Below are 18,106 nucleotides of genomic sequence, written 5' to 3' on the forward strand. Positions count from 1 at the left end.
GGAAGGCAGCGGCCGATTTTCGGAAGCGCCCAACCCCTTGGCAAATGCAAAATGTGCGCTTGCTTTTGAACCGAAACGCAAAATGCAGCTGCGCCACCTCCAGCACCTGATCGCCCTCGCCGAGCAAGGCAGCTTCGGGCGTGCCGCGCAGGCCGTGCACCTGTCGCAACCCGCACTCTCGCGCAGCATCGACGCGCTGGAACAGGCGCTGAAGGCCCGCCTCATCGACCGCGCCTACGGCACCGTGCGCTTCACGCAGGCCGGCGAGCTGGTGCTGGCGCGGGCCCGCGAGCTGGTCGCCGACGCGCGGCAGATCCAGCGCGAGGTGCAGCAGCTCGAAGGCCTCACGCTCGGCAGCCTCAACGTCGGCCTGGGCCCGTTCGCAGCCGGCCTGCTGGGGCGCGCGGCGCTCTCGCTCATGACCCAGCGCCACCCGCAGCTGCTGATGCGCATGGAAGTGGCCGACACCCCCACCCTCAGCGAGCGCCTGCACCGGCGCCAGATCGACCTGTTCATTGCCGACACCCGCGACCTGAAGAAGCAGCCCGGCCTGAAGCTGGCGCGGCTGCCCAACGTGCCGGTGTCCTTCTTCGTGCGGCCCCGGCATCCGCTGCTCAGGCAGCCGGCGCCGGTCACGCTCGAGCAGCTCATGGACTACCCGGTGGCCGGCCCCAACCTGCCGGCCGAGGTGGCCGCGCATTTCGACCGGCAGATCCGCCGCACCGACCGCGGCGTGTTCAACGTGACCTGCGACGACGCCGACACGCTGCGGCACCTCGCGCTCACGGCCCACGCGGTGATCCTGGCGCCCCACGCACCCGGCCTCACGCCCGAGACCGCCGCGCTCGCGCCGCTGCCGGTGGCGGGCCTGTCGCGCATGCGCACCCACTACAGCCTGGTGACGCTGGCGGGCCGCACGCCCTCGGCCGCCGCCACGGTCTATACCCGGCTGGTGACCGAGTTGCTCGGGCCCGCCAAGCAGGTCGCCGGGGCCTGAGCCAAAATGGCCCCTCCTTTGCCGCTCACCGCCTTGCCGTCCGTTCTCCCGTGACCACTTCCCGCCGGGCCCAGCCCCCCACCTTCTCGCCCGGCGAATTCCGCAAGGCACTCGGCATGTTCGCCACCGGCGTGACCATCGTCACCGCGCGCGCGGCCGACGGCAGCCTGGTCGGCCTCACGGCCAACTCGTTCAACTCGGTGTCGCTCGCGCCGCCGCTGGTGCTGTGGAGCCTGGCGCGCGCGGCCGCGTCGATGTCCGCGCTGCGCGCCGGCTCGCATTACGCGGTCAACATCCTGGCCGCCAACCAGAAGACGCTGGCGGAGCGCTTCGCCACCAAGAACATCGACCGCTGGGCCGACGTGGCCTACACCGACGGCCTGGGCGGCGCGCCGGTGCTGCAGGGTGCGGCGGCGAGCTTCGAGTGCTTCAACCGCAGCCGCTACGACGAAGGCGACCACGTGATCTTCGTGGGCGAGGTGGAGCGCTGCACGCACGACCCCGACGCCTCGCCGCTGCTGTTCCACGGCGGGCGCTTCTACACCGAGCACCCGTTGTGAAACGCCCCGCGCTGCTGGCCGTCCTGCTGCTCGCCGCGCGGATCGCCACGGCGCAGGGCACCGCCGAGCCGTCGCCGCTGCGGCAGAACTGGTTCGACGACCCCTTCTTCCAGGTCGCTGCGGGCCTGCCGGCCTGCCCCATGCCGCAGGGCCCCTACTACACCGCCGAGGAACGCCGCGCGCAGACCCACTCGCGGCTGGAGCGCGGCACCAGCTGCTGGCTCGCCGGCAAGTGCACCGACAGCAACGCCTACCGCTACGACAAGCCCCTCGCGCCCAAGGTGCGCGCCGCACTGCTCGCAGTGCCGGGCGTGCGCCGCAGCAGCGTGTGGGTCACGGTGCAGCGCCGCTGGGTCTACCTGCAGGGCTGCGTGCCCGACGCGGCCCTGGCCCGCAAGCTCGCACGCGCGGCGCGCACCGTGCCCGACGTCGAGACCGTGGTGCCCGACCTGATGGTGGGCACGCGCGGCAAGCCGCCCTACCCGCCGGCCGGAAACTGAGCGGCGCCGCACGGCTTTGGCGCCGGCGCGCTACGATCATCGGATGAATTCGGCGGCACACCGCCGCCCGTGCCGCCACCGATTGACCGCGAATGATCCAGCGCAAGACCCACCTCGACTCCCTGGCCATCGGCCTGCTCATCGTCTGCTGCGCGTTCTGGGGCCTGCAGCAGATCCTCATCAAGACCACCGTGACCGAGGTGCCGCCGCTGTGGCAGGCCACGGTGCGCATGGTCGGCGCGGTCGTGCTCCTCTGGCTGTGGTGCGTGGTGCGGCGCGTGCCGCTGTTCGAGCGCGACGGCACGCTGTGGCCCGGGCTGCTGGCCGGCCTGCTGTTCGCGGGCGAGTTCGCCGGCATCTACCTGGGCCTGCAGCACACCAGCGCCTCGCGGCTCACGGTGTTCCTCTACACGGCCCCCTTCTGGGTGTCGCTGCTGCTGCCGCGCTGGGTGCCGGCCGAGCGGTTGCGCGGCTTCCAGTGGCTGGGCCTGTTCATCGCCTTCGCGGGCGTGGTGCTGGCCTTCAGCGAGGGCTTCGGCCACATGAGTTCGTCGCAGCTCATCGGCGACGGCATGGCCCTGGCGGCCGGCATGCTCTGGGGCCTGACCACGCTCACGCTGCGCACCACACGCCTGGCCACGGCCAGCGCCGAAAAAACGCTGTTCTACCAAGTCGCCGTGACCGCCGCCGTGTGCCCCCTGCTGTCGCTCGCGCTGGGCGAAACCTGGGGCTTCTCGTACTCCGCCTGGGCCTGGACCTCCATCGGCCTGCAGACGGTGGTGGGCGCCTTCGCCAGCTACCTCACCTGGATGTGGCTGCTGCGGCACTACCCGGCCACGCAGATGTCGTCCTTCACCTTTCTCACGCCGCTGTTCGCGCTGATCTTCGGCGTGGCGCTGCTGAAGGAGCCGCTCACGCTGCAGCTGGTGGTGGCGCTGATCGGCGTGGCGCTGGGCATCGTGCTGGTGAACCGGCGGCCTGCGGTACAACGCCCGGCATGAGCAAGACACTCCACCGGTTCCAGCCCGTCCTCGACGAGATCGTCGCCACCCTGCGCCTGCAGCTCGGCCAGGGCGGCACCGTGGCCAGCTACATCCCGGCGCTGGCGCGCGTCGATGCGCGGCAATTCGGCATCGCGCTGCGCACCTGCGACGGCGAGGAAGCCGGCGCGGGCGACTTCGAGACGCCCTTCTCCATTCAAAGCGTGTCCAAGCTCTTCACGCTCACGCTCGCCATGCAGCGCATGGGCGACGCGCTGTGGGAGCGCATCGGGCGCGAGCCCTCGGGCAACCCCTTCAACTCGCTGGTGCAGCTCGAAAACGAACAGGGCAAGCCGCGCAACCCCTTCATCAATGCCGGCGCCATCGCGGTGGCCGACCGGCTCGTGAGCCAGGCCAAGGCCAGGGGCGGCAGCGCCAAGGCCGACATCCTCGCGCTCATGACCAGCCTGTGCGGCGAGCGCATCGGCTTCGACGGCGAGGTGGCGCAGTCGGAGGCCGACACGGGCTTTCGCAACGTCGCGCTGGCCAACTTCATGAAGAGCTTCGGCAAGATCGACAACGACGTGGCCGAGGTGCTCGACACCTACTTCCACCAGTGCGCGCTGCGCATGAGCTGCCGCCAGCTCGCGCGCGCCGCCGCCTTCCTGTGCCGCGACGGCGCGCACCCGATCCCCGGCGAGCCCGAGGTCACGGGCGAGCGGCAGACGCGCCGCATCAACTCGCTGATGCTCACCTGCGGCACCTACGACGCGGCCGGCGACGTGGCCTTTTCGATCGGCCTGCCCTGCAAGAGCGGCGTGGGCGGCGGCATCGTCGCGGTGGTGCCCGACCAGCTCACGCTGTGCGTGTGGTCGCCGGCGCTCGATGCGACCGGCAACTCGCTGCTGGGCATGAAGGCGCTGGAGCTGTTCGTGGCGCGCACCGGCCTGTCGGTGTTCTGACGCGCATTCAGGCGGCGACGGCCACCGGCGCCACGGGCAGGCAGCCCATGCCGTCGAGCGCGGCCTCCACCGCTTCCTCGAGCGGCGTGTGCGGCTCGCGGCCCAGGAAGGCCACCAGCTTCGCGTTGTCCATGCCCACGGGCGTGCGCCACAGGTAGCGCATTTCGCGCAGCTCGCGAAAGGTGACGACGAAGGGCGAGGCCAGCGCCAGCAGCCACCACGGGAAGGCCGACACACGCACCTGGGCGCCGGTGCGCCGGGCCACCACCTTGCGGATCGCGTCGCTCATGCGCGTGCCGTCGGCGTCCCAGTGGCCGGCCATGTGAAAGCGCGCGAAGGGCGCGAGCCGGTCGCGCCGCGCCAGCAGCTCGACCATGGTGCGGGCCACGTCCGGCAGGTACGACCACTGGTGGCCCACACCGGGGTCGCCGGGGCAGCTGACGGCCCGGACGGGTTGGCCCGCCTTCACCAGCCCCTGCGAGAACCAGTTGTTGCCCGCCTTCGGGCCGAAGAAGTCGCCGGCGCGCACGATCAGCACGCGCGCGCCCTCGCGGCTGGCTTCTTCGAGGCGCCTTTCCATCTCGACGCGGATCGCCCCCTTGGCGGTGAGCGGGCGCTGCGGCGAGTCTTCGGCCAGCAGCGGGAAGGCATCGGGGCCGAAGTTGTAGACCGTGCCGGGTAGCACGACGGTCGCGCCCTCGGCCTTCGCGGCGACGAGGGTGCTGTCGAGCATCGGCAGCACCAGCTCCGACCAGCCGCGATAACCCGGCGGGTTGACCGCATGCACGATGACCGCGCAGCCCTTCGCGGCCCGCCGCACGGCCTGCGCGTCCATCGCGTCGCCGGCCAGCCAGGTGATGCCCTCGCGCTTCCCTTCGACCGCGCCGCGCTTCAGGGCGCGCACCTCCCAGCCCGCATCGCACAGCTGGCGGGCCACCTCGCCGCCGATGCCGCCCGTGGCGCCGAGCACCAGAACCGTGTTGTCGTTGCGTGCCATGAAATGCTCCTGAACAGTGATCGATGGGTGAATTCTGGGCAGGATGGGGTTCGAATGGAATTGCCGAACATGCACCACCGGCCATACATTTCCGTATGACCTGGAACATCAGCTGGGAGCTGTACCGCTCCTTCCTCGGCGTGCTGCGCGAGGGTTCGCTCTCGGGTGCGGCGCGCGCACTCGGCATCACGCAACCCACCGTCGGTCGCCACGTGGCGGCGCTCGAAGAAGCGCTCGGCGTGGTGCTCTTCACCCGCTCGCAGGTGGGCCTGCTGCCCACCGAGGTGGCGCTGGCGCTGCGCACGCACGCCGAGGCCATGGAAAGCACCGCGGCCTCGCTGCAGCGCGCCGCCAGCAGCCAGGGTGACGGCGTGCGCGGTGTGGTGCGGGTGTCGGTCAGCGAGGTGGTCGCGGTGGAGGTGCTGCCGCCCGTCGTGGCGCGGCTGCGCGAGGCGCACCCGGCGCTGAAGGTCGAGCTGGTGTCGACCAACCGCGTACAAGACCTGCTGCGCCGCGAGGCCGACATCGCCGTGCGCATGGTCCGGCCCCGGCAGGCGCAGCTGGTGGCGCGCCGCATCGGGAACATCGAGCTGGGCTTCCATGCCCACACGAGCTACCTCGCGCGCCACGGCACGCCGCGCACGCCCGATGACCTGGCGGCGCACGCGCTCATCGGCTACGACCAGCCCTCGGCCTTCGTGCGCGAGGCGATCAAGTCCTTCAAGTCGGTCACGGGTTTCACGCGCGATGCCTTTGCGCTGCGCACCGACAGCGACCTCGCACAGCTGGCCCTCATCCGCGCCGGCGCGGGCATCGGCGTGTGCCAGGTGGGCCTGGCGAAGCGCGACGCCGCGCTGGTGCGCCTGCTGCCGCGCGCGCTCTCGCTGAAGCTCGACACCTGGGTCACGATGCACGAGGACCTGCGCCACAGCCCGCGCTGCCGCGTGGCCTTCGATGCGCTGGTCGAGGGCTTGCAACAGTACGTTGGCGCGGCTTCCACGCCCGCGCCCCGGGCGACAATGCCCCGCGCAAGACCCAAAGCCTCTCTCTGAATGACGACGACCGATTCCCCCGACCACCTCCCCCTGCAGGAACCCCGCCTCTGGCGCGACGACCTCTGGACCGCCCGCATCATCAAGAACGAGGAAGACGACGGCTGGGCCGTCGAAATGACCCGCCACGGCGACCCCGAGCCCGCGCTCGTCGGCCCCTGGACCATGGGCCGCGACAAGAAGAACCCCAAGCCGCTGGACACCCCCGCCTTCCACACGCTGGTGAAGACCGCCGCCGAGGTGATCCGCCGCCACGAACAGCAGCTGCACGCCACGCTCAACAAGAGCGTGACGGTCACCGCGCGCAACGAGCAGCGCATCCGCGTGGCGCTGTCGATCGTGCCCGACGAAGACAACCCCTCGGCCACGCTCACGGCGTATGACGATGCCGACGATTCGGAACTGGCGAGCGTGAACGTGTCGCCCGCGTTCCGGCTCACGACGTCGAGCGCGACCGCGTGGATCGAGTCGGACTACGCACGCCCGCGCAGCTGATGTGTTCAGGCGCTGCGCGCGAATAGCACACGCGCCGCCCTTTCGCCAATTAGCGAAAAAGCGTATGTTCACGCCGGGGTGAGTTGAGAAGAATCCGCCCCAACGAGCAATCGTTCCCAGTCATACGACGCCCGCTGCCAGTGCTGCCAGCGAGGTGTCGGGCAATAAAGCCCGAATCGGTTTCACCACCGGTTCGGGCTTTTTTGTTTTTTCGGTCGCAACAACGCCTTTTCAAAACGGATGCGCGTCATCCGGTGGCGCAGCTTTGTCCGAAGAAAAAGCACTGGCAGCACAGCGCTCGTTTGCAGGGGCCGCGCGGCGGGAGGAGACACCCAACGCACGGCTTCCGAAGGTCGGATGTTCCTGATGACTCGCACAAAACCAAAGCAAAGGAATTTGACATGACGAACGCTTTCAACCGCCGCCAGATCGTGAAGACCGGCGGCTCGATGATCGTGCTGGGCGTCGCCTCCGGCGTGGCCGGCCTGGCCCGCGCGCAGGACGGCGCCACCGTGAAGCTCGGCCTGCTGCATTCGCTCTCGGGCACCATCGCCATCGCCGAGGCTTCGCTGGTCGACGCCGAAAAACTGGCCATCGAGGAGATCAACGCCGCCGGCGGCGTGATGGGCAAGAAGATCGAGGCCGTGGTCGAAGACGGCGCGAGCGAGAACTCGGTGTTCGCCGAGAAGGCGCGCAAGCTGCTGGAGCGCGACAAGGTCGCGGCCATCATCGGCTGCTACACCTCGGCCTCGCGCAAGGCGCTGCTGCCGGTGCTCAACCAGGCCAAGGGCCTGCTGTTCTACCCGACCTACTACGAAGGCCAGGAGCAGGACAAGCGCGTGTTCTACCCCTCGCAGGAAGCCACGCAGTCGGTGATCGCGGCCGTGGAATGGATGGCGCGCGAGAAGGGCAAGAACTTCTTCCTCGTCGGCTCCGACTACATCTACCCGCGCACCTGCAACAAGATCGCCAAGCCCGCCATCGCGAAGGCCGGCGGCAAGGTGCTCGGCGAGGAGTACGCGCCGCTGGGCCACACCGAGTTCTCGTCGATCATCAACAAGATCAAGGCCGCCAAGCCCGACTGCATCTACAGCACCGTGGTGGGCGGCTCCAACGTGGCCTTCTACAAGCAGCTGCGCGCGGCGGGCCTGGACGGCGCCAAGCAGGTGCTGCTCTCGACCGTGGTGTCCGAGAACGAGATCGACGGCATCGGCCGCGACAACGCCGCCGGCTACTACGCCTGCATGGGCTACTTCCAGAGCATCAAGTCGCCGGCCAACGAGAAGTTCGTGAAGGCCTTCAAGGCCAAGTACGGGCAGGACCGCGTGATCGGCGACCCGATGGAGGTGGCCTACAACAGCGTGTACCTGTGGAAGCTGGCGGTGGAAAAGGCCAAGTCCTTCGACGTGGACAAGGTCACGGCCGCCGCCGCGGGCGTGGAGATCGAGGCACCCGAGGGCACGGTGCGCATCCACGCCACCAACCACCACGTGTGGAAGAAGGTGCGCGTGGGCCGCGCGCGGCCCGACGGGCAGTTCGACATCGTGTGGGAATCGCCGCAGCTGGTCGAGCCCAACCCCTTCCCGAAGGTCTGAACGCGATGAACTTCGACATCGCGGTGATGCAGGTGTTCAACGGCGTGAGCCTGTTCACCATCCTGCTGCTCATGGCCATCGGGCTGGCCATCGTGTTCGGCCTGATGGGCGTCATCAACATGGCGCACGGCGAGCTGATGGCGCTGGGCGCCTACATGACCTACCTGGCGGCGCGCTTCTTCGCGCACTACGCGCCGGGCTTCATGGACCTGTACCTGTTCGCCGCGATTCCGTTCGCGTTCGCCGTGACCTTCGCGTTCGGCTATGTGCTGGAGCGGGGCTTCATCCGCTTCTTCTACGACCGCCCGCTGGACACCCTGCTGGCCACCTGGGGCCTGAGCCTCATGCTGCAGCAGGCCTACCGCTCGATCTTCGGCGCGCAGGAGGTGAGCGTGCCGCTGGCCTCGTGGCTGGCGGGGGCGTGGGAGCCGACGGCGGGCATCCAGCTGCCGCTGAACCGCATCTTCATCGTCGGGCTCACGGCCCTGGTGGCGGTCGGCGTGTACCTGCTGCTGTACCGCACGCCGTGGGGGCTGAAGGTGCGCGCGGTGACGCAGAACCGCGCCATCGCCGGCGCGGTGGGCATCGACACGCACCGCGTCGACGCGATGACCTTCGCGCTGGGCTCGGGCCTGGCGGGCATCGCGGGTGCGGTGTTCACCATGATCGGATCGACCAACCCCGGCACGGGCCAGCTGTACATCGTCGACTCGTTCATCGTGGTGGTGTTCGGCGGCGTGCAGAGCCTCATCGGCACCGCGCTCTCGGGCTTTGCCATCGCGCAGTCGCAGACCTGGCTCGAGTACCTCATGAGCGGCTCGATGGCCAAGGCCACGATCCTGCTGCTGGTGATCGCGGTGCTGTACTTCCGGCCGAACGGCCTGTTCGCCACGCGGTCGAGGAGCTGAGGCATGCACGGTCTTTCTCCTCAACGCAAGCGCGACCTCGGTGCCCTGCTCGCCGTGCTGGTGCTGCTGGCCGTGGTGCTGCCGCTCACGCTCGACCCGTTCCGCCTGAACCTCGTGAGCAAGTACCTGGCCTTCGCGTTCGTTGCGGTGGGCGTGGTGCTCACCTGGGGCTACGGCGGCGTGCTGAGCCTGGGCCAGGGCATGTTCTTCGGCCTGGGCGGCTACATGATGGCCATGTTCCTCAAGCTCGAAGCCTCGGCGCCCGAGCTGCCGGACTTCATGGTGTGGAGCAGCGTCGAGCAGCTGCCCGCGTGGTGGCAGCCCTTCCACTCGCTGGGCTGGACGGTGGCGGGCATCCTCGTCGTGCCCGCCTTGCTGGCCTACGTGTTCTCGTACGCGATCTTCAAGCGGCGCGTGAGCGGCGTGTACTTCGCGATCGTCACGCTGTCGCTGGCGCTCACGCTCACGGTGGTGGTGGTCGGCCAGCAGGGCGACACCGGCGGTGCCAACGGCATCACCGATTTCCGCACGCTGCTGGGCTGGGACATCGCCACCGACGAGGCCAGGCGCACGATGTACTTCGTCGAGGTGGCGGCCATTGCGCTGGTGATGATGGTGTCGCTCGCCATCGTGCGCAGCCGCTTCGGCAAGCTGCTGATCGCCATTCGCGACAAGGAAGACCGCGTGCGCTTCAGCGGCTACAACACGGCGCACATGAAGGCCTTCGTGTTCGCGGTGGCAGCGGTGCTGTCGGCCATCGGCGGTGCGTTCTACAGCCTGCAGGTGGGACTCATCGCGCCGGGCGTGATCGGCGTCGTGGCCTCGGTCGAGATGGTGATCTACGCGGCGGTCGGCGGGCGGCTGTCGATTCCGGGCGCAGTGATCGGCGCGCTCTTGATCGGCTTTCTCAAGTCGTACCTGTCGGAGACCTTCCCCGAAGGCTGGCTGTACGTGCTGGGCGCGGTGTTCATCCTCGTGGTGTGGGCGATGCCGAACGGGCTCGCGGGGCTGGGCGAAAAGCTCGTGCGCCGCCGTACCGCCGCGGAGGTGGCGCCATGAACGCCACGATGACGATGCCCAACGGCGGGCTGCCGCAGGCCGCCTCGGCGGTGCCGCCGTCGAGCGAGCAGATCCTGCGCATCGAGGACCTCACCGTGTCCTTCGACGGCTTCAAGGCCGTGGACGGACTCAGCCTCTCGGTCGAGCGCAACGAGCTGCGCGTGATCATCGGACCGAACGGCGCCGGCAAGACCACGCTGCTGGACATGGTGTGCGGCAAGACCAAGCCCAGCGCGGGCCGCGTGGTGTTCAACGGCCAGGACCTCGGGCGGTTGAACGAGTACGAGATCGTGCGCGCCGGCGTGGGCCGCAAGTTCCAGACGCCCTCGGTCTACGAAGACCTCACGGTGCTGGAGAACTTCGAGATCTCGCTGCCGCGCATGCACGGCCTGCTGCAGTCGCTCACCTTCCGCCGCACGCCCGCCGTGCGCGCGCGCATCGACGCGATGGCCGAGCAGGTCTTCCTGGCCGATCGCCTGGGCCACCGCGCCGGGCAGCTCAGCCACGGGCAGAAGCAGTGGCTCGAGATCGGGATGCTGCTGATGCAGGAGCCCGAGCTGCTGCTGCTCGACGAGCCCGTGGCCGGCATGAGCCCGCGCGAGCGCGAGCAGACCGGCGACCTGCTGCGGCGCATCTCGGCCGGCAAGTCGGTGGTCGTGATCGAGCACGACATGGACTTCGTCAAACGCATCGCGCACCGCGTCACGGTGCTGCACCAGGGCAAGTTGCTGAGCGAAGGCACGGCCGCCGAGGTGCAGGCCGACCCGCGCGTGATCGACGTGTACCTCGGCCACTGAGAAGAAGGAGAAACCCAGATGCTTGAAGTCTCCGAACTCAACGTGGCGTATGGCGAATCGCACGTCATCCGCGATGTGTCGCTGCGCGTCGCGCCCGACGAGGCGGTCGCCATCATGGGCCGCAACGGCATGGGCAAGACCACCTTGCTGAAGTCGCTCATCGGCCTCTTGCCCGCGCGCGGCGGCCACATCCGCCTGGGCGGCACCGAGCTCACGACGCTGCCCAGCTACCAGCGCGTGGCGCAAGGCCTGGCCTTCGTGCCGCAGGGGCGCATGGTGTTTCCGTTCCTCACGGTGGAGCAGAACATCCTCGCCGGTGCCGCAAGGTCGGGCCACCGCACGGTGCCCGAGTACCTCTACACCTTCTTCCCCGTGCTCAAGGACATGAAGCAGCGCAAGGCCGGCAACCTCTCGGGCGGCCAGCAGCAGATGCTGGCGATTGCGCGCGCGCTCATCTCGGAACCGAAGGTGCTGATCCTCGACGAACCCACCGAGGGCATCCAGCCTTCGATCATCAAGGAGATCGCGCAGACGCTGAACGTGCTGCGCGCCGAACGCGGCTTTGCCGTCGTGGTGTCGGAGCAGGTGCTGAGCTTCGCGCTCGACCTGGCCGACCGCTTTCTCGTCATCGACCGGGGCCGCATCGTGCACGACGAAGCGCGCGCCACGCTCGACCAGGACAAGGTCAGGTCCTTCCTGACCGTGTAGCCCTTCCTCTTTTTCTTCAACCACCCCTTCAGGAGCAGCGTCATGAGACATGGTGATATTTCGAGCAGCAACGATTGCGTCGGCGTCGCGGTCGTCAACTACAAGATGCCCCGCCTGCACACCAAGGCCGAGGTGCTGGACAACGCACGCAAGATCGGCGAGATGCTGGTCGGCATGAAGAAAGGCCTGCCGGGCATGGACCTGGTGATCTTTCCCGAGTACTCCACGCACGGGATCATGTACGACGCCAAGGAGATGTACGACACCGCCTCGGCCATCCCCGGCGAGGAGACCGCGATCTTCGCGGACGCGTGCCGGCGCGCCAACGTGTGGGGCGTGTTCTCGCTCACCGGCGAGCGCCACGAGGAGCACCCGAACAAGGCGCCCTACAACACGCTGATCCTCATGAACAACCAGGGCGAGATCGTCCAGAAGTACCGCAAGATCATGCCGTGGGTGCCCATCGAGGGCTGGTACCCGGGCGACTGCACCTACGTGAGCGAAGGCCCCAAGGGCATGAAGATGAGCCTCATCATCTGCGACGACGGCAACTACCCCGAGATCTGGCGCGACTGCGCGATGCGCGGGGCCGAGCTCATCATCCGCTGCCAGGGCTACATGTACCCGGCCAAGGAGCAGCAGATCATGGTCTCCAAGGCCATGGCCTTCATGAACAACACCTACGTGGCGGTGGCCAACGCGGCCGGCTTCGACGGCGTGTACTCGTACTTCGGCCACTCCGCGCTCATCGGCTTCGACGGCCGCACGCTCGGCGAATGCGGCGAGGAAGAGATGGGCATCAACTACGCCGAGCTGTCGATGGGCCTGATCCGCGACGCGCGCAAGAACGGCCAGTCGCAGAACCACCTGTTCAAGCTGGTGCACCGCGGCTACACCGGCACCATCAACTCGGGCGACGGCGACAAGGGCGTGGCGGCCTGCCCCTACAACTTCTACACGCAGTGGATCAACGACCCCGAGGGCACGCGCGAGAGGGTGGAGTCGTTCACGCGCACCACCGTCGGCACGCCCGAATGCCCGATCGAGGGCATCCCGAACGAACCGGCCAAGCACCGCTGAAGCGCCGCCCCATGGACCACGACATCTTCGAACTCGGCGATGTCGCGCTGCAGCGGGGGGCCACCCTGCGCGGCGCGAAGCTCGCCTACAAGACCTACGGCACGCTCAACGCACAGAAGAGCAACGCCATCGTCTACCCGACCTGGTACTCGGGCCAGCACTATGACAACGAATGGCTCATCGGCCCGGGCATGGCGCTGGACCCGGCGAAGTACTTCATCATCGTGCCCAACATGCTGGGCAACGGCCTCTCGTCCTCGCCGAGCAACACGCCCGAGCCCTACAACCTGGCGCGCTTTCCGAACGTCACGCTGTACGACAACGTGACGCTGCAGCACCGGCTGGTGACCGAGCAGTTCGGCATCGAGCAGCTCGCGCTGGTGGTGGGCTGGTCGATGGGCGCGCAGCAGACCAACCAGTGGGGGTGCCTCTACCCCGACATGGTGAAGCGCATCGCGCCCTTCTGCGGTTCGGCGCAGACGGCGCCGCACAACATCGTGTTCCTCGAAGGCGTGAAGGCCGCGCTCACGGCCGACGCGGCCTGGAACGGCGGCTGGTACACCACGCCGCCGACGCGCGGGCTGCGCGCGGTGGGCCGCGTGTACGCGGGCTGGGGCCTGTCGCAGCCCTTCTACATGCAAGAGCTGTGGCGCGCGCTGGGCTTCAGCTCGCTCGAAGATTTCCTGGTCGGCTACTGGGAGGGCTTCTTCCTGAAGAAGGACGCCAACAACCTGCTGGCGATGCTGTGGTCGTGGCAGCACGGCGACATCAGCGACAACCCGGTGTTCCAGGGCGACTTCAAGAAGGCGCTGGGCGCCATCCGGGCGCGCGCCATCGTGATGCCGGCCGAGCGCGACCTGTACTTCCCCGTGGCCGACAACGCGTGGGAGGTGTCGCACATGCCGAACGCCGAGTGCCGCCCGATCCCCGGCGTGTGGGGCCACTTCGCGGGCGGCGGCAGCAGCCCGGTCGACACCCGCTTCATCGACAACGCCCTGCAGGAACTGCTCGCCACGCCATGAACGCTCCCGTGCACGATCCGCTCGCCGCCTACCGCATCGAGACCGAGCCCTTCTACCGGCCCGCGGGCCACGAGGTGGCGCTGTACCGGCACGCCTACCGCCACCGCATGCCGTTGATCCTGAAAGGCCCGACGGGCTGCGGCAAGACGCGCTTCGTGGAGCACATGGCGTGGTCGCTCGGGCGGCCGCTGGTCACGCTCGCCTGCAACGAGGACATGACGGCGTCGGACCTCGTGGGCCGCTACCTGCTCGACGCGAACGGCACGGCCTGGCACGACGGGCCGCTGACGCTCGCGGTGCGCCACGGCGGCATCTGCTACCTCGACGAGGTGGTGGAGGCGCGGCAGGACACCACCGTGGTGATCCACCCGCTGACCGACGCGCGCCGCATCCTGCCGCTGGACAAGAAGGGCGAGCTGGTGCACGCGCACCCCGACTTCCAGCTGGTGGTGTCGTACAACCCCGGCTACCAAAGCAGCGCCAAGGACATGAAACCCTCGACGCGCCAGCGCTTCGCGGCGCTGGAGTTCGACTACCCCGACGGCGCACTCGAAGCGGAGATCGTCGCGCACGAGGCCGGTGTCGGCATCGAGCTCGCCGCGAAGCTGGTGGCCATTGCGCACTGCTCGCGCGAGCTCAAGCACCGCGGGCTCGACGAGGGCGTGTCCACGCGCATGCTGATCTACGCGGGCGTGCTGATCCGCGACGGCGTGTCACCGCGCGACAGCTGCGACATGACGATGACGCGCGCCCTCACCGACGACCCCGACATGGCGAGCGCGCTGCAGGGCTTTGTCGAGGCGCAGTTCGGATGAACGACGGGCACGGCGCCCTCTCGCTGCTCGCGCGCGGGCTGGCTGGCATCGATGTCGACGTGCAGCCGCTGGCCGGTGCGCGTGCGGTCCTCACGGGGCGCCGGCTGCTGCTGCCCGAGGGCGACGAGGCCGTGCGCCTGCACCGCGCGATGGTGGCGCATGCGGTCGCGCACCTGCGCCACTCGACGCCTGCGCGACCGGCACGCACGCTCAAGCCGATGGGCATCGCGGTGGTCTCGGCCCTTGAAGATGCACGCGTCGAGCGGCTGCTGTGCCGCGACTTTCCCGGCCTGCACGGCTGGTTCGTCGCCGCGCTGCCGCCCGCGCCCGATCCGCTGGACCTGCGCTTTGCCGCGCTGGTCGCGCGCATGGACCGCGTGCTACTGCGCGCCGACGCGCAGGACGACAACCACTGGGTGAACAAGGCGCGCCGCCTGTTCGACGAGACCGTCTCGCGCGCGGGGCTGGAGGACTACGACGCCTTCCGCGCCGTCGCCTCGATCCTCGCCAACGACCTGGGCCAGATGCGCGTGCGCTTCGAGCCGCAGGACTACGCCGTGCCCGCGCCCTGGCGCGACGACAACAGCTACCTGTGGGACTTCGGCGAGGCCGAGACGCCGCCCGACGAAGCCATCGCGCTGCAGCAGACCGGCGTGCGGCCACCGCCATCGTCGGATGCCCAGAGCGAAGACAACGAAGCGCCACCCGAAGGCATCGCCGACATGGAACTCGGCCGCTACGCCTACCCCGAATGGGACCGCACGCAGGAGCGCCTGCGCCCCGACTGGTGCACGGTGATCGAGAAGCTGCCCGCGTGGCAGGGCCTGGGCGCGGCGAGCACTTCAGGAGCGGCGGGCAGTGAGCGCATCGCGCCGCTCGCCCTGCCCCGCGCGCGCCACCTCGACCGCACGCACCGCCTGCGTCGGCAGTGGGAAGGCGACGACATCGACCTCAACGCGGCCATCGAGGTGCTGGTCGATCGCCGCCTGCGCCTGCGGCCCGATGCGCGGCTGTTCATGCGCCCCGGCAAGGGCCCGCGCCCGTCGAGCGTGCTGGTGCTGCTCGACCTCTCCGAGTCGGCCAACGACGCGGGCCACGGCGATGGCGCGGTCTCGCTGCTCGACCTCGAGAAGCAGGCCGCGCTGCTGCTCGCCGCCTCGAACGCGCGCGGCATCGACCGGCTCGCCATCCACGGCTTCTCGTCGAACACGCGTGCCGAGGTGTACTACTACCGCCTGCTCGAATTCGGACAGCCGCTGGCCGCGCCCTCGCGCGCGATGATCGGCGCGGTGCGCGGGCGCTACTCGACGCGCATGGGCGCCGCGCTGCGCCATGCGGCCTCGCACCTGCAGGCCGAGCCGGCCGGGCCGCGCGCGATCCTGCTGGTGACCGACGGCGCGCCCTCGGACATCGACGTGCACGACCCGAAGTACCTGATCGAAGACGCCCGCCAGGCCGTGGCCGAGGCGCGCGACGCCGGCGTTCGCAGCGCCTGCATCGCGGTGGACGGCGCGGCCGACGCGTACGTGCGGCGCATCTTCGGCTGGCGCAACTATTGCATCGCCGACGACGCGCGCAGCCTGCCCGCGCGGCTGGCGCGCATGAGCACGCGGCTGGCCGCCGCCCATTGATCGACCGAATGAAGAAAGCCAGGGAGGAGCACACAATGAGGGCCCACACATCCAGGAGACACCCCAGTGGCTGACAGGGACCCTCTTCGCGTCGGCATTCTGTATTCCGAGACCGGCGTCACCTCGACCATCGGCCTGTCGCAGCTGCAGGGCGCGCTGCTGGCCATCGAGGAGATCAACGCGGCCGGCGGCGTCGACGGCCGCGAACTCGTGGCCGTGCGCTACGACCCGCAATCGAACCCCGTGCGCTACGCCCAGCTGGCCGAGCGGCTGATCGTTCAGGACCGCGTCAACGTGCTCTTCGGCTGCTACATGTCGAGCAGCCGCAAGGCCGTGATCCCGGTGATCGAGAAGTGGAACAAGCTGCTGTTCTACCCCACGCTGTACGAAGGCTTCGAGTACTCGGGCAACGTGATCTACACGGGCGCGGCGCCCAACCAGAACAGCGTGCAGCTGGCCGAGTTCATGACCACGAACTTCGGTGCGCGCGTGTACCTGATCGGCTCCGACTACATCTACCCCTACGAGTCGAACCGCATCATGGGCGAGCTGGTGATGCAGCGCCCCGGCAGCGAAAAGCTCGGCGAGCGCTACGTGGCACTCGACGCCACCGAGAAGGACTACCGCGCAATCATGGACGACATCCGCGACAAGCGGCCCGACTTCATCTTCTCGACGGTGGTGGGCGATTCCACCGCGAGCCTGTACCGCGCCTATGCCGAGGCCGGCTTCGACCCGAAGACGATGCCCATCTCGAGCCTGACCACCTCGGAGGCAGAGATCTCGCAGATGGGCCCTGGCGTGGCCACGGGCCATTTCACGGCGGCGCCGTATTTCCAGTCGATCGACTCGCCCGCCAACCAGCGCTGCCTGGCGCGGCTGCGCGCGCGCTTCGGCGACGGCTGCGTGCCCAACCTGTGCTGGGAGGCCTCGTACTTCCAGATGCACATCTTCGCCAACGCCTTCCGGCAGGCGGGCACGGACGGCATCGCGGAGATCCTGCCGCACATCCTGGGCAGCGAGTTCGATGCGCCGCAGGGCCGCGTGAAGATCGACCCGACCAACCACCACACCTGCCTGTACCCGCGCATCGGCCGCGTCGACGCGCACGGACAGTTCACCATCGTGCGCCAGGCGACGCGTCCGGTGTACCCGGACCCCTACCTCGTCACGCACTCGCTGGGCGACTGGACGGCGCGGCTCGATGCGCTGGAGCTCTAGGATGAGGTCGCGCTGCTTTCTTTCCGTTGCCGGCGAGGCTTCAAGGCGCGTCCCGCGAAAGACCTGACCGTGGACAGCACAGCCCCCAAGCGACACACCCTGCGGGTGACGCCACCGCAGCTCAAGGAGCTGCGGCTGCTGAAGATCGCGGTGATCCACCCCGACGACGCAGACGGCCGGCAGCTCACCCAGCAACTGCAGCGCATCGGCTGCCAGGTGCAGGCCTTCTGGCCGCCCGTGCAGCACCTGCCCGAGGGCATCGACGTGGCCTTCATGGCCGTGCAGCCCGACTTCATCAACCTGCGCTTCGAATGGACCCAGAGCGAGGACGCCCCCGCCGTCATCGCCGTCGTGACCTACGAGAACCCGACCATCGTCGAGGCCGTGCTCGAGATCCGCGCCAAGGCCGTGCTGCCGTCGCCGGTGCGCTCGTTCGGCCTGCTGTCGGCGCTGGTGGTCGCGCGCGAAGCCCACAAGGAAAGCCGCTCGCTCGCGCGGCGCCTGCGCAAGACCGAAGCCAAGCTGCTCGGCGTGCGCCAGCTGGCCGAGGCCAAGAGCATCCTCATGAAGACGCACGACGTGTCCGAAGGCCAGGCCCACGACCTGATCCGCGAACAGGCCATGAGCAAGCGCACCACCATGGAAGACATTGCCGCGGCCATCGTCAACGCCAACGAGATCCTCTCGCTGGGCACGCGCGGCCCCAAGCCCGGGCCGGGCTGACCGC

19 protein-coding genes are annotated in these 18,106 nt (G+C 69.0%); 18 read left to right on the top strand and 1 reads right to left on the bottom strand.

Features of this window, described 5'->3' with window-relative positions; translation table 11 throughout:
- Positions 1-82 precede the first annotated feature (82 nt).
- The 5 genes from AC07Q9_RS16750 to AC07Q9_RS16770 all read left to right on the top strand — a co-directional run bounded on the left by AC07Q9_RS16750 (position 83) and on the right by AC07Q9_RS16770 (position 3,999).
- Complete coding sequence (locus AC07Q9_RS16750; protein ID WP_495310833.1) at positions 83-997, top strand: LysR family transcriptional regulator; 915 nt, start codon at positions 83-85, stop codon at positions 995-997.
- A gap of 50 nt (positions 998-1,047) precedes the next feature.
- Positions 1,048-1,557 carry a flavin reductase family protein gene (locus AC07Q9_RS16755; protein ID WP_095743117.1) on the top strand — a complete coding sequence of 170 codons (510 nt, stop codon included), beginning with the start codon at positions 1,048-1,050 and terminating at the stop codon, positions 1,555-1,557.
- On the top strand, positions 1,554-2,057 hold the full coding sequence (locus AC07Q9_RS16760) for a BON domain-containing protein (protein ID WP_495310834.1): 504 nt from the start codon (positions 1,554-1,556) through the stop codon (positions 2,055-2,057). The genes AC07Q9_RS16755 and AC07Q9_RS16760 overlap by 4 nt, the downstream gene beginning before the upstream one ends.
- Before the next feature lie 92 nt (positions 2,058-2,149).
- Positions 2,150-3,058: a DMT family transporter gene (locus tag AC07Q9_RS16765; protein ID WP_492742529.1), complete on the top strand. Its 909-nt coding sequence runs from the start codon at positions 2,150-2,152 to the stop codon at positions 3,056-3,058.
- On the top strand, positions 3,055-3,999 hold the full coding sequence (locus tag AC07Q9_RS16770) for a glutaminase (protein WP_495310835.1): 945 nt from the start codon (positions 3,055-3,057) through the stop codon (positions 3,997-3,999). The genes AC07Q9_RS16765 and AC07Q9_RS16770 overlap by 4 nt, the downstream gene beginning before the upstream one ends.
- A gap of 7 nt (positions 4,000-4,006) precedes the next feature.
- Here AC07Q9_RS16770 and AC07Q9_RS16775 read toward each other — a convergent pair whose 3' ends face one another.
- A complete protein-coding gene (locus tag AC07Q9_RS16775; RefSeq protein WP_495310836.1) occupies positions 4,007-4,996 on the bottom strand; it encodes an NAD-dependent epimerase/dehydratase family protein in 990 nt (329 codons plus the stop codon).
- 95 nt (positions 4,997-5,091) lie between these two features.
- Here AC07Q9_RS16775 and AC07Q9_RS16780 point away from each other — a divergent pair, with 95 nt between their 5' ends.
- The 13 genes from AC07Q9_RS16780 (at position 5,092) to AC07Q9_RS16840 (ending at position 18,102) form a co-directional block, all read left to right on the top strand.
- A complete protein-coding gene (locus tag AC07Q9_RS16780; RefSeq protein ID WP_495310837.1) occupies positions 5,092-6,048 on the top strand; it encodes a LysR family transcriptional regulator in 957 nt (318 codons plus the stop codon).
- Positions 6,049-6,543 (top strand): hypothetical protein, encoded by a 495-nt coding sequence (locus AC07Q9_RS16785; protein WP_307696772.1) that lies wholly within the window; start codon positions 6,049-6,051, stop codon positions 6,541-6,543.
- A gap of 401 nt (positions 6,544-6,944) precedes the next feature.
- On the top strand, positions 6,945-8,138 hold the full coding sequence (gene urtA, locus AC07Q9_RS16790) for an urea ABC transporter substrate-binding protein (protein ID WP_495310838.1): 1,194 nt from the start codon (positions 6,945-6,947) through the stop codon (positions 8,136-8,138).
- Between the two features lie 5 nt (positions 8,139-8,143).
- On the top strand, positions 8,144-9,046 hold the full coding sequence (gene urtB / locus AC07Q9_RS16795; protein WP_062470432.1) for an urea ABC transporter permease subunit UrtB: 903 nt from the start codon (positions 8,144-8,146) through the stop codon (positions 9,044-9,046).
- Between the two features lie 3 nt (positions 9,047-9,049).
- Positions 9,050-10,105, top strand: coding sequence for an urea ABC transporter permease subunit UrtC (urtC, locus tag AC07Q9_RS16800; protein WP_495310839.1), 1,056 nt, complete (start codon positions 9,050-9,052; stop codon positions 10,103-10,105).
- 14 nt (positions 10,106-10,119) lie between these two features.
- The gene (urtD, locus tag AC07Q9_RS16805) at positions 10,120-10,902 is read left to right on the top strand and encodes an urea ABC transporter ATP-binding protein UrtD (protein WP_495311411.1); all 783 of its coding nucleotides are present in this window, start codon (positions 10,120-10,122) and stop codon (positions 10,900-10,902) included.
- Between the two features lie 18 nt (positions 10,903-10,920).
- The gene (gene urtE / locus AC07Q9_RS16810; RefSeq protein WP_495303181.1) at positions 10,921-11,610 is read left to right on the top strand and encodes an urea ABC transporter ATP-binding subunit UrtE; all 690 of its coding nucleotides are present in this window, start codon (positions 10,921-10,923) and stop codon (positions 11,608-11,610) included.
- Between the two features lie 42 nt (positions 11,611-11,652).
- Positions 11,653-12,690, top strand: a complete 1,038-nt coding sequence (locus AC07Q9_RS16815) for an aliphatic amidase (RefSeq protein WP_095743110.1) — start codon at positions 11,653-11,655, stop codon at positions 12,688-12,690.
- Between the two features lie 11 nt (positions 12,691-12,701).
- Entirely contained in the window at positions 12,702-13,712 is a 1,011-nt protein-coding gene (locus AC07Q9_RS16820; RefSeq protein WP_495310840.1) for an alpha/beta fold hydrolase, read from the top strand.
- Entirely contained in the window at positions 13,709-14,527 is an 819-nt protein-coding gene (locus AC07Q9_RS16825) for a CbbQ/NirQ/NorQ/GpvN family protein (RefSeq protein WP_369645812.1), read from the top strand. Before AC07Q9_RS16820 ends, AC07Q9_RS16825 begins: the two co-directional genes overlap by 4 nt.
- The gene (locus AC07Q9_RS16830) at positions 14,524-16,158 is read left to right on the top strand and encodes a nitric oxide reductase activation protein NorD (protein WP_495310841.1); all 1,635 of its coding nucleotides are present in this window, start codon (positions 14,524-14,526) and stop codon (positions 16,156-16,158) included. Before AC07Q9_RS16825 ends, AC07Q9_RS16830 begins: the two co-directional genes overlap by 4 nt.
- 66 nt (positions 16,159-16,224) lie before the next feature.
- The gene (locus AC07Q9_RS16835; protein ID WP_062470403.1) at positions 16,225-17,379 is read left to right on the top strand and encodes a transporter substrate-binding domain-containing protein; all 1,155 of its coding nucleotides are present in this window, start codon (positions 16,225-16,227) and stop codon (positions 17,377-17,379) included.
- A 69-nt stretch (positions 17,380-17,448) separates the two neighbouring features.
- Positions 17,449-18,102, top strand: a complete 654-nt coding sequence (locus AC07Q9_RS16840) for an ANTAR domain-containing response regulator (RefSeq protein WP_095948498.1) — start codon at positions 17,449-17,451, stop codon at positions 18,100-18,102.
- Positions 18,103-18,106 lie beyond the last annotated feature (4 nt).

It is taken from the genome of Variovorax sp. GW821-FHT09A10 (assembly GCF_059418385.1).

Excerpts from the sequence above, each read along its gene's own strand:
- AC07Q9_RS16820 (WP_495310840.1), top strand. The coding sequence starts at position 12,702 with ATGGACCACGACATCTTCGAACTCGGCGATGTCGCGCTGCAGCGGGGG.
- urtD (WP_495311411.1), top strand. The coding sequence starts at position 10,120 with ATGCCCAACGGCGGGCTGCCGCAGGCCGCCTCGGCGGTGCCGCCGTCG.
- urtA (WP_495310838.1), top strand. The coding sequence starts at position 6,945 with ATGACGAACGCTTTCAACCGCCGCCAGATCGTGAAGACCGGCGGCTCG.
- urtE (WP_495303181.1), top strand. The coding sequence starts at position 10,921 with ATGCTTGAAGTCTCCGAACTCAACGTGGCGTATGGCGAATCGCACGTC.
- AC07Q9_RS16775 (WP_495310836.1), bottom strand. The coding sequence starts at position 4,996 with ATGGCACGCAACGACAACACGGTTCTGGTGCTCGGCGCCACGGGCGGC.
- AC07Q9_RS16750 (WP_495310833.1), top strand. The coding sequence starts at position 83 with ATGCAGCTGCGCCACCTCCAGCACCTGATCGCCCTCGCCGAGCAAGGC.
- AC07Q9_RS16830 (WP_495310841.1), top strand. The coding sequence starts at position 14,524 with ATGAACGACGGGCACGGCGCCCTCTCGCTGCTCGCGCGCGGGCTGGCT.
- AC07Q9_RS16780 (WP_495310837.1), top strand. The coding sequence starts at position 5,092 with ATGACCTGGAACATCAGCTGGGAGCTGTACCGCTCCTTCCTCGGCGTG.
- AC07Q9_RS16815 (WP_095743110.1), top strand. The coding sequence starts at position 11,653 with ATGAGACATGGTGATATTTCGAGCAGCAACGATTGCGTCGGCGTCGCG.
- AC07Q9_RS16825 (WP_369645812.1), top strand. The coding sequence starts at position 13,709 with ATGAACGCTCCCGTGCACGATCCGCTCGCCGCCTACCGCATCGAGACC.
- urtB (WP_062470432.1), top strand. The coding sequence starts at position 8,144 with ATGAACTTCGACATCGCGGTGATGCAGGTGTTCAACGGCGTGAGCCTG.
- urtC (WP_495310839.1), top strand. The coding sequence starts at position 9,050 with ATGCACGGTCTTTCTCCTCAACGCAAGCGCGACCTCGGTGCCCTGCTC.
- AC07Q9_RS16770 (WP_495310835.1), top strand. The coding sequence starts at position 3,055 with ATGAGCAAGACACTCCACCGGTTCCAGCCCGTCCTCGACGAGATCGTC.
- AC07Q9_RS16785 (WP_307696772.1), top strand. The coding sequence starts at position 6,049 with ATGACGACGACCGATTCCCCCGACCACCTCCCCCTGCAGGAACCCCGC.
- AC07Q9_RS16765 (WP_492742529.1), top strand. The coding sequence starts at position 2,150 with ATGATCCAGCGCAAGACCCACCTCGACTCCCTGGCCATCGGCCTGCTC.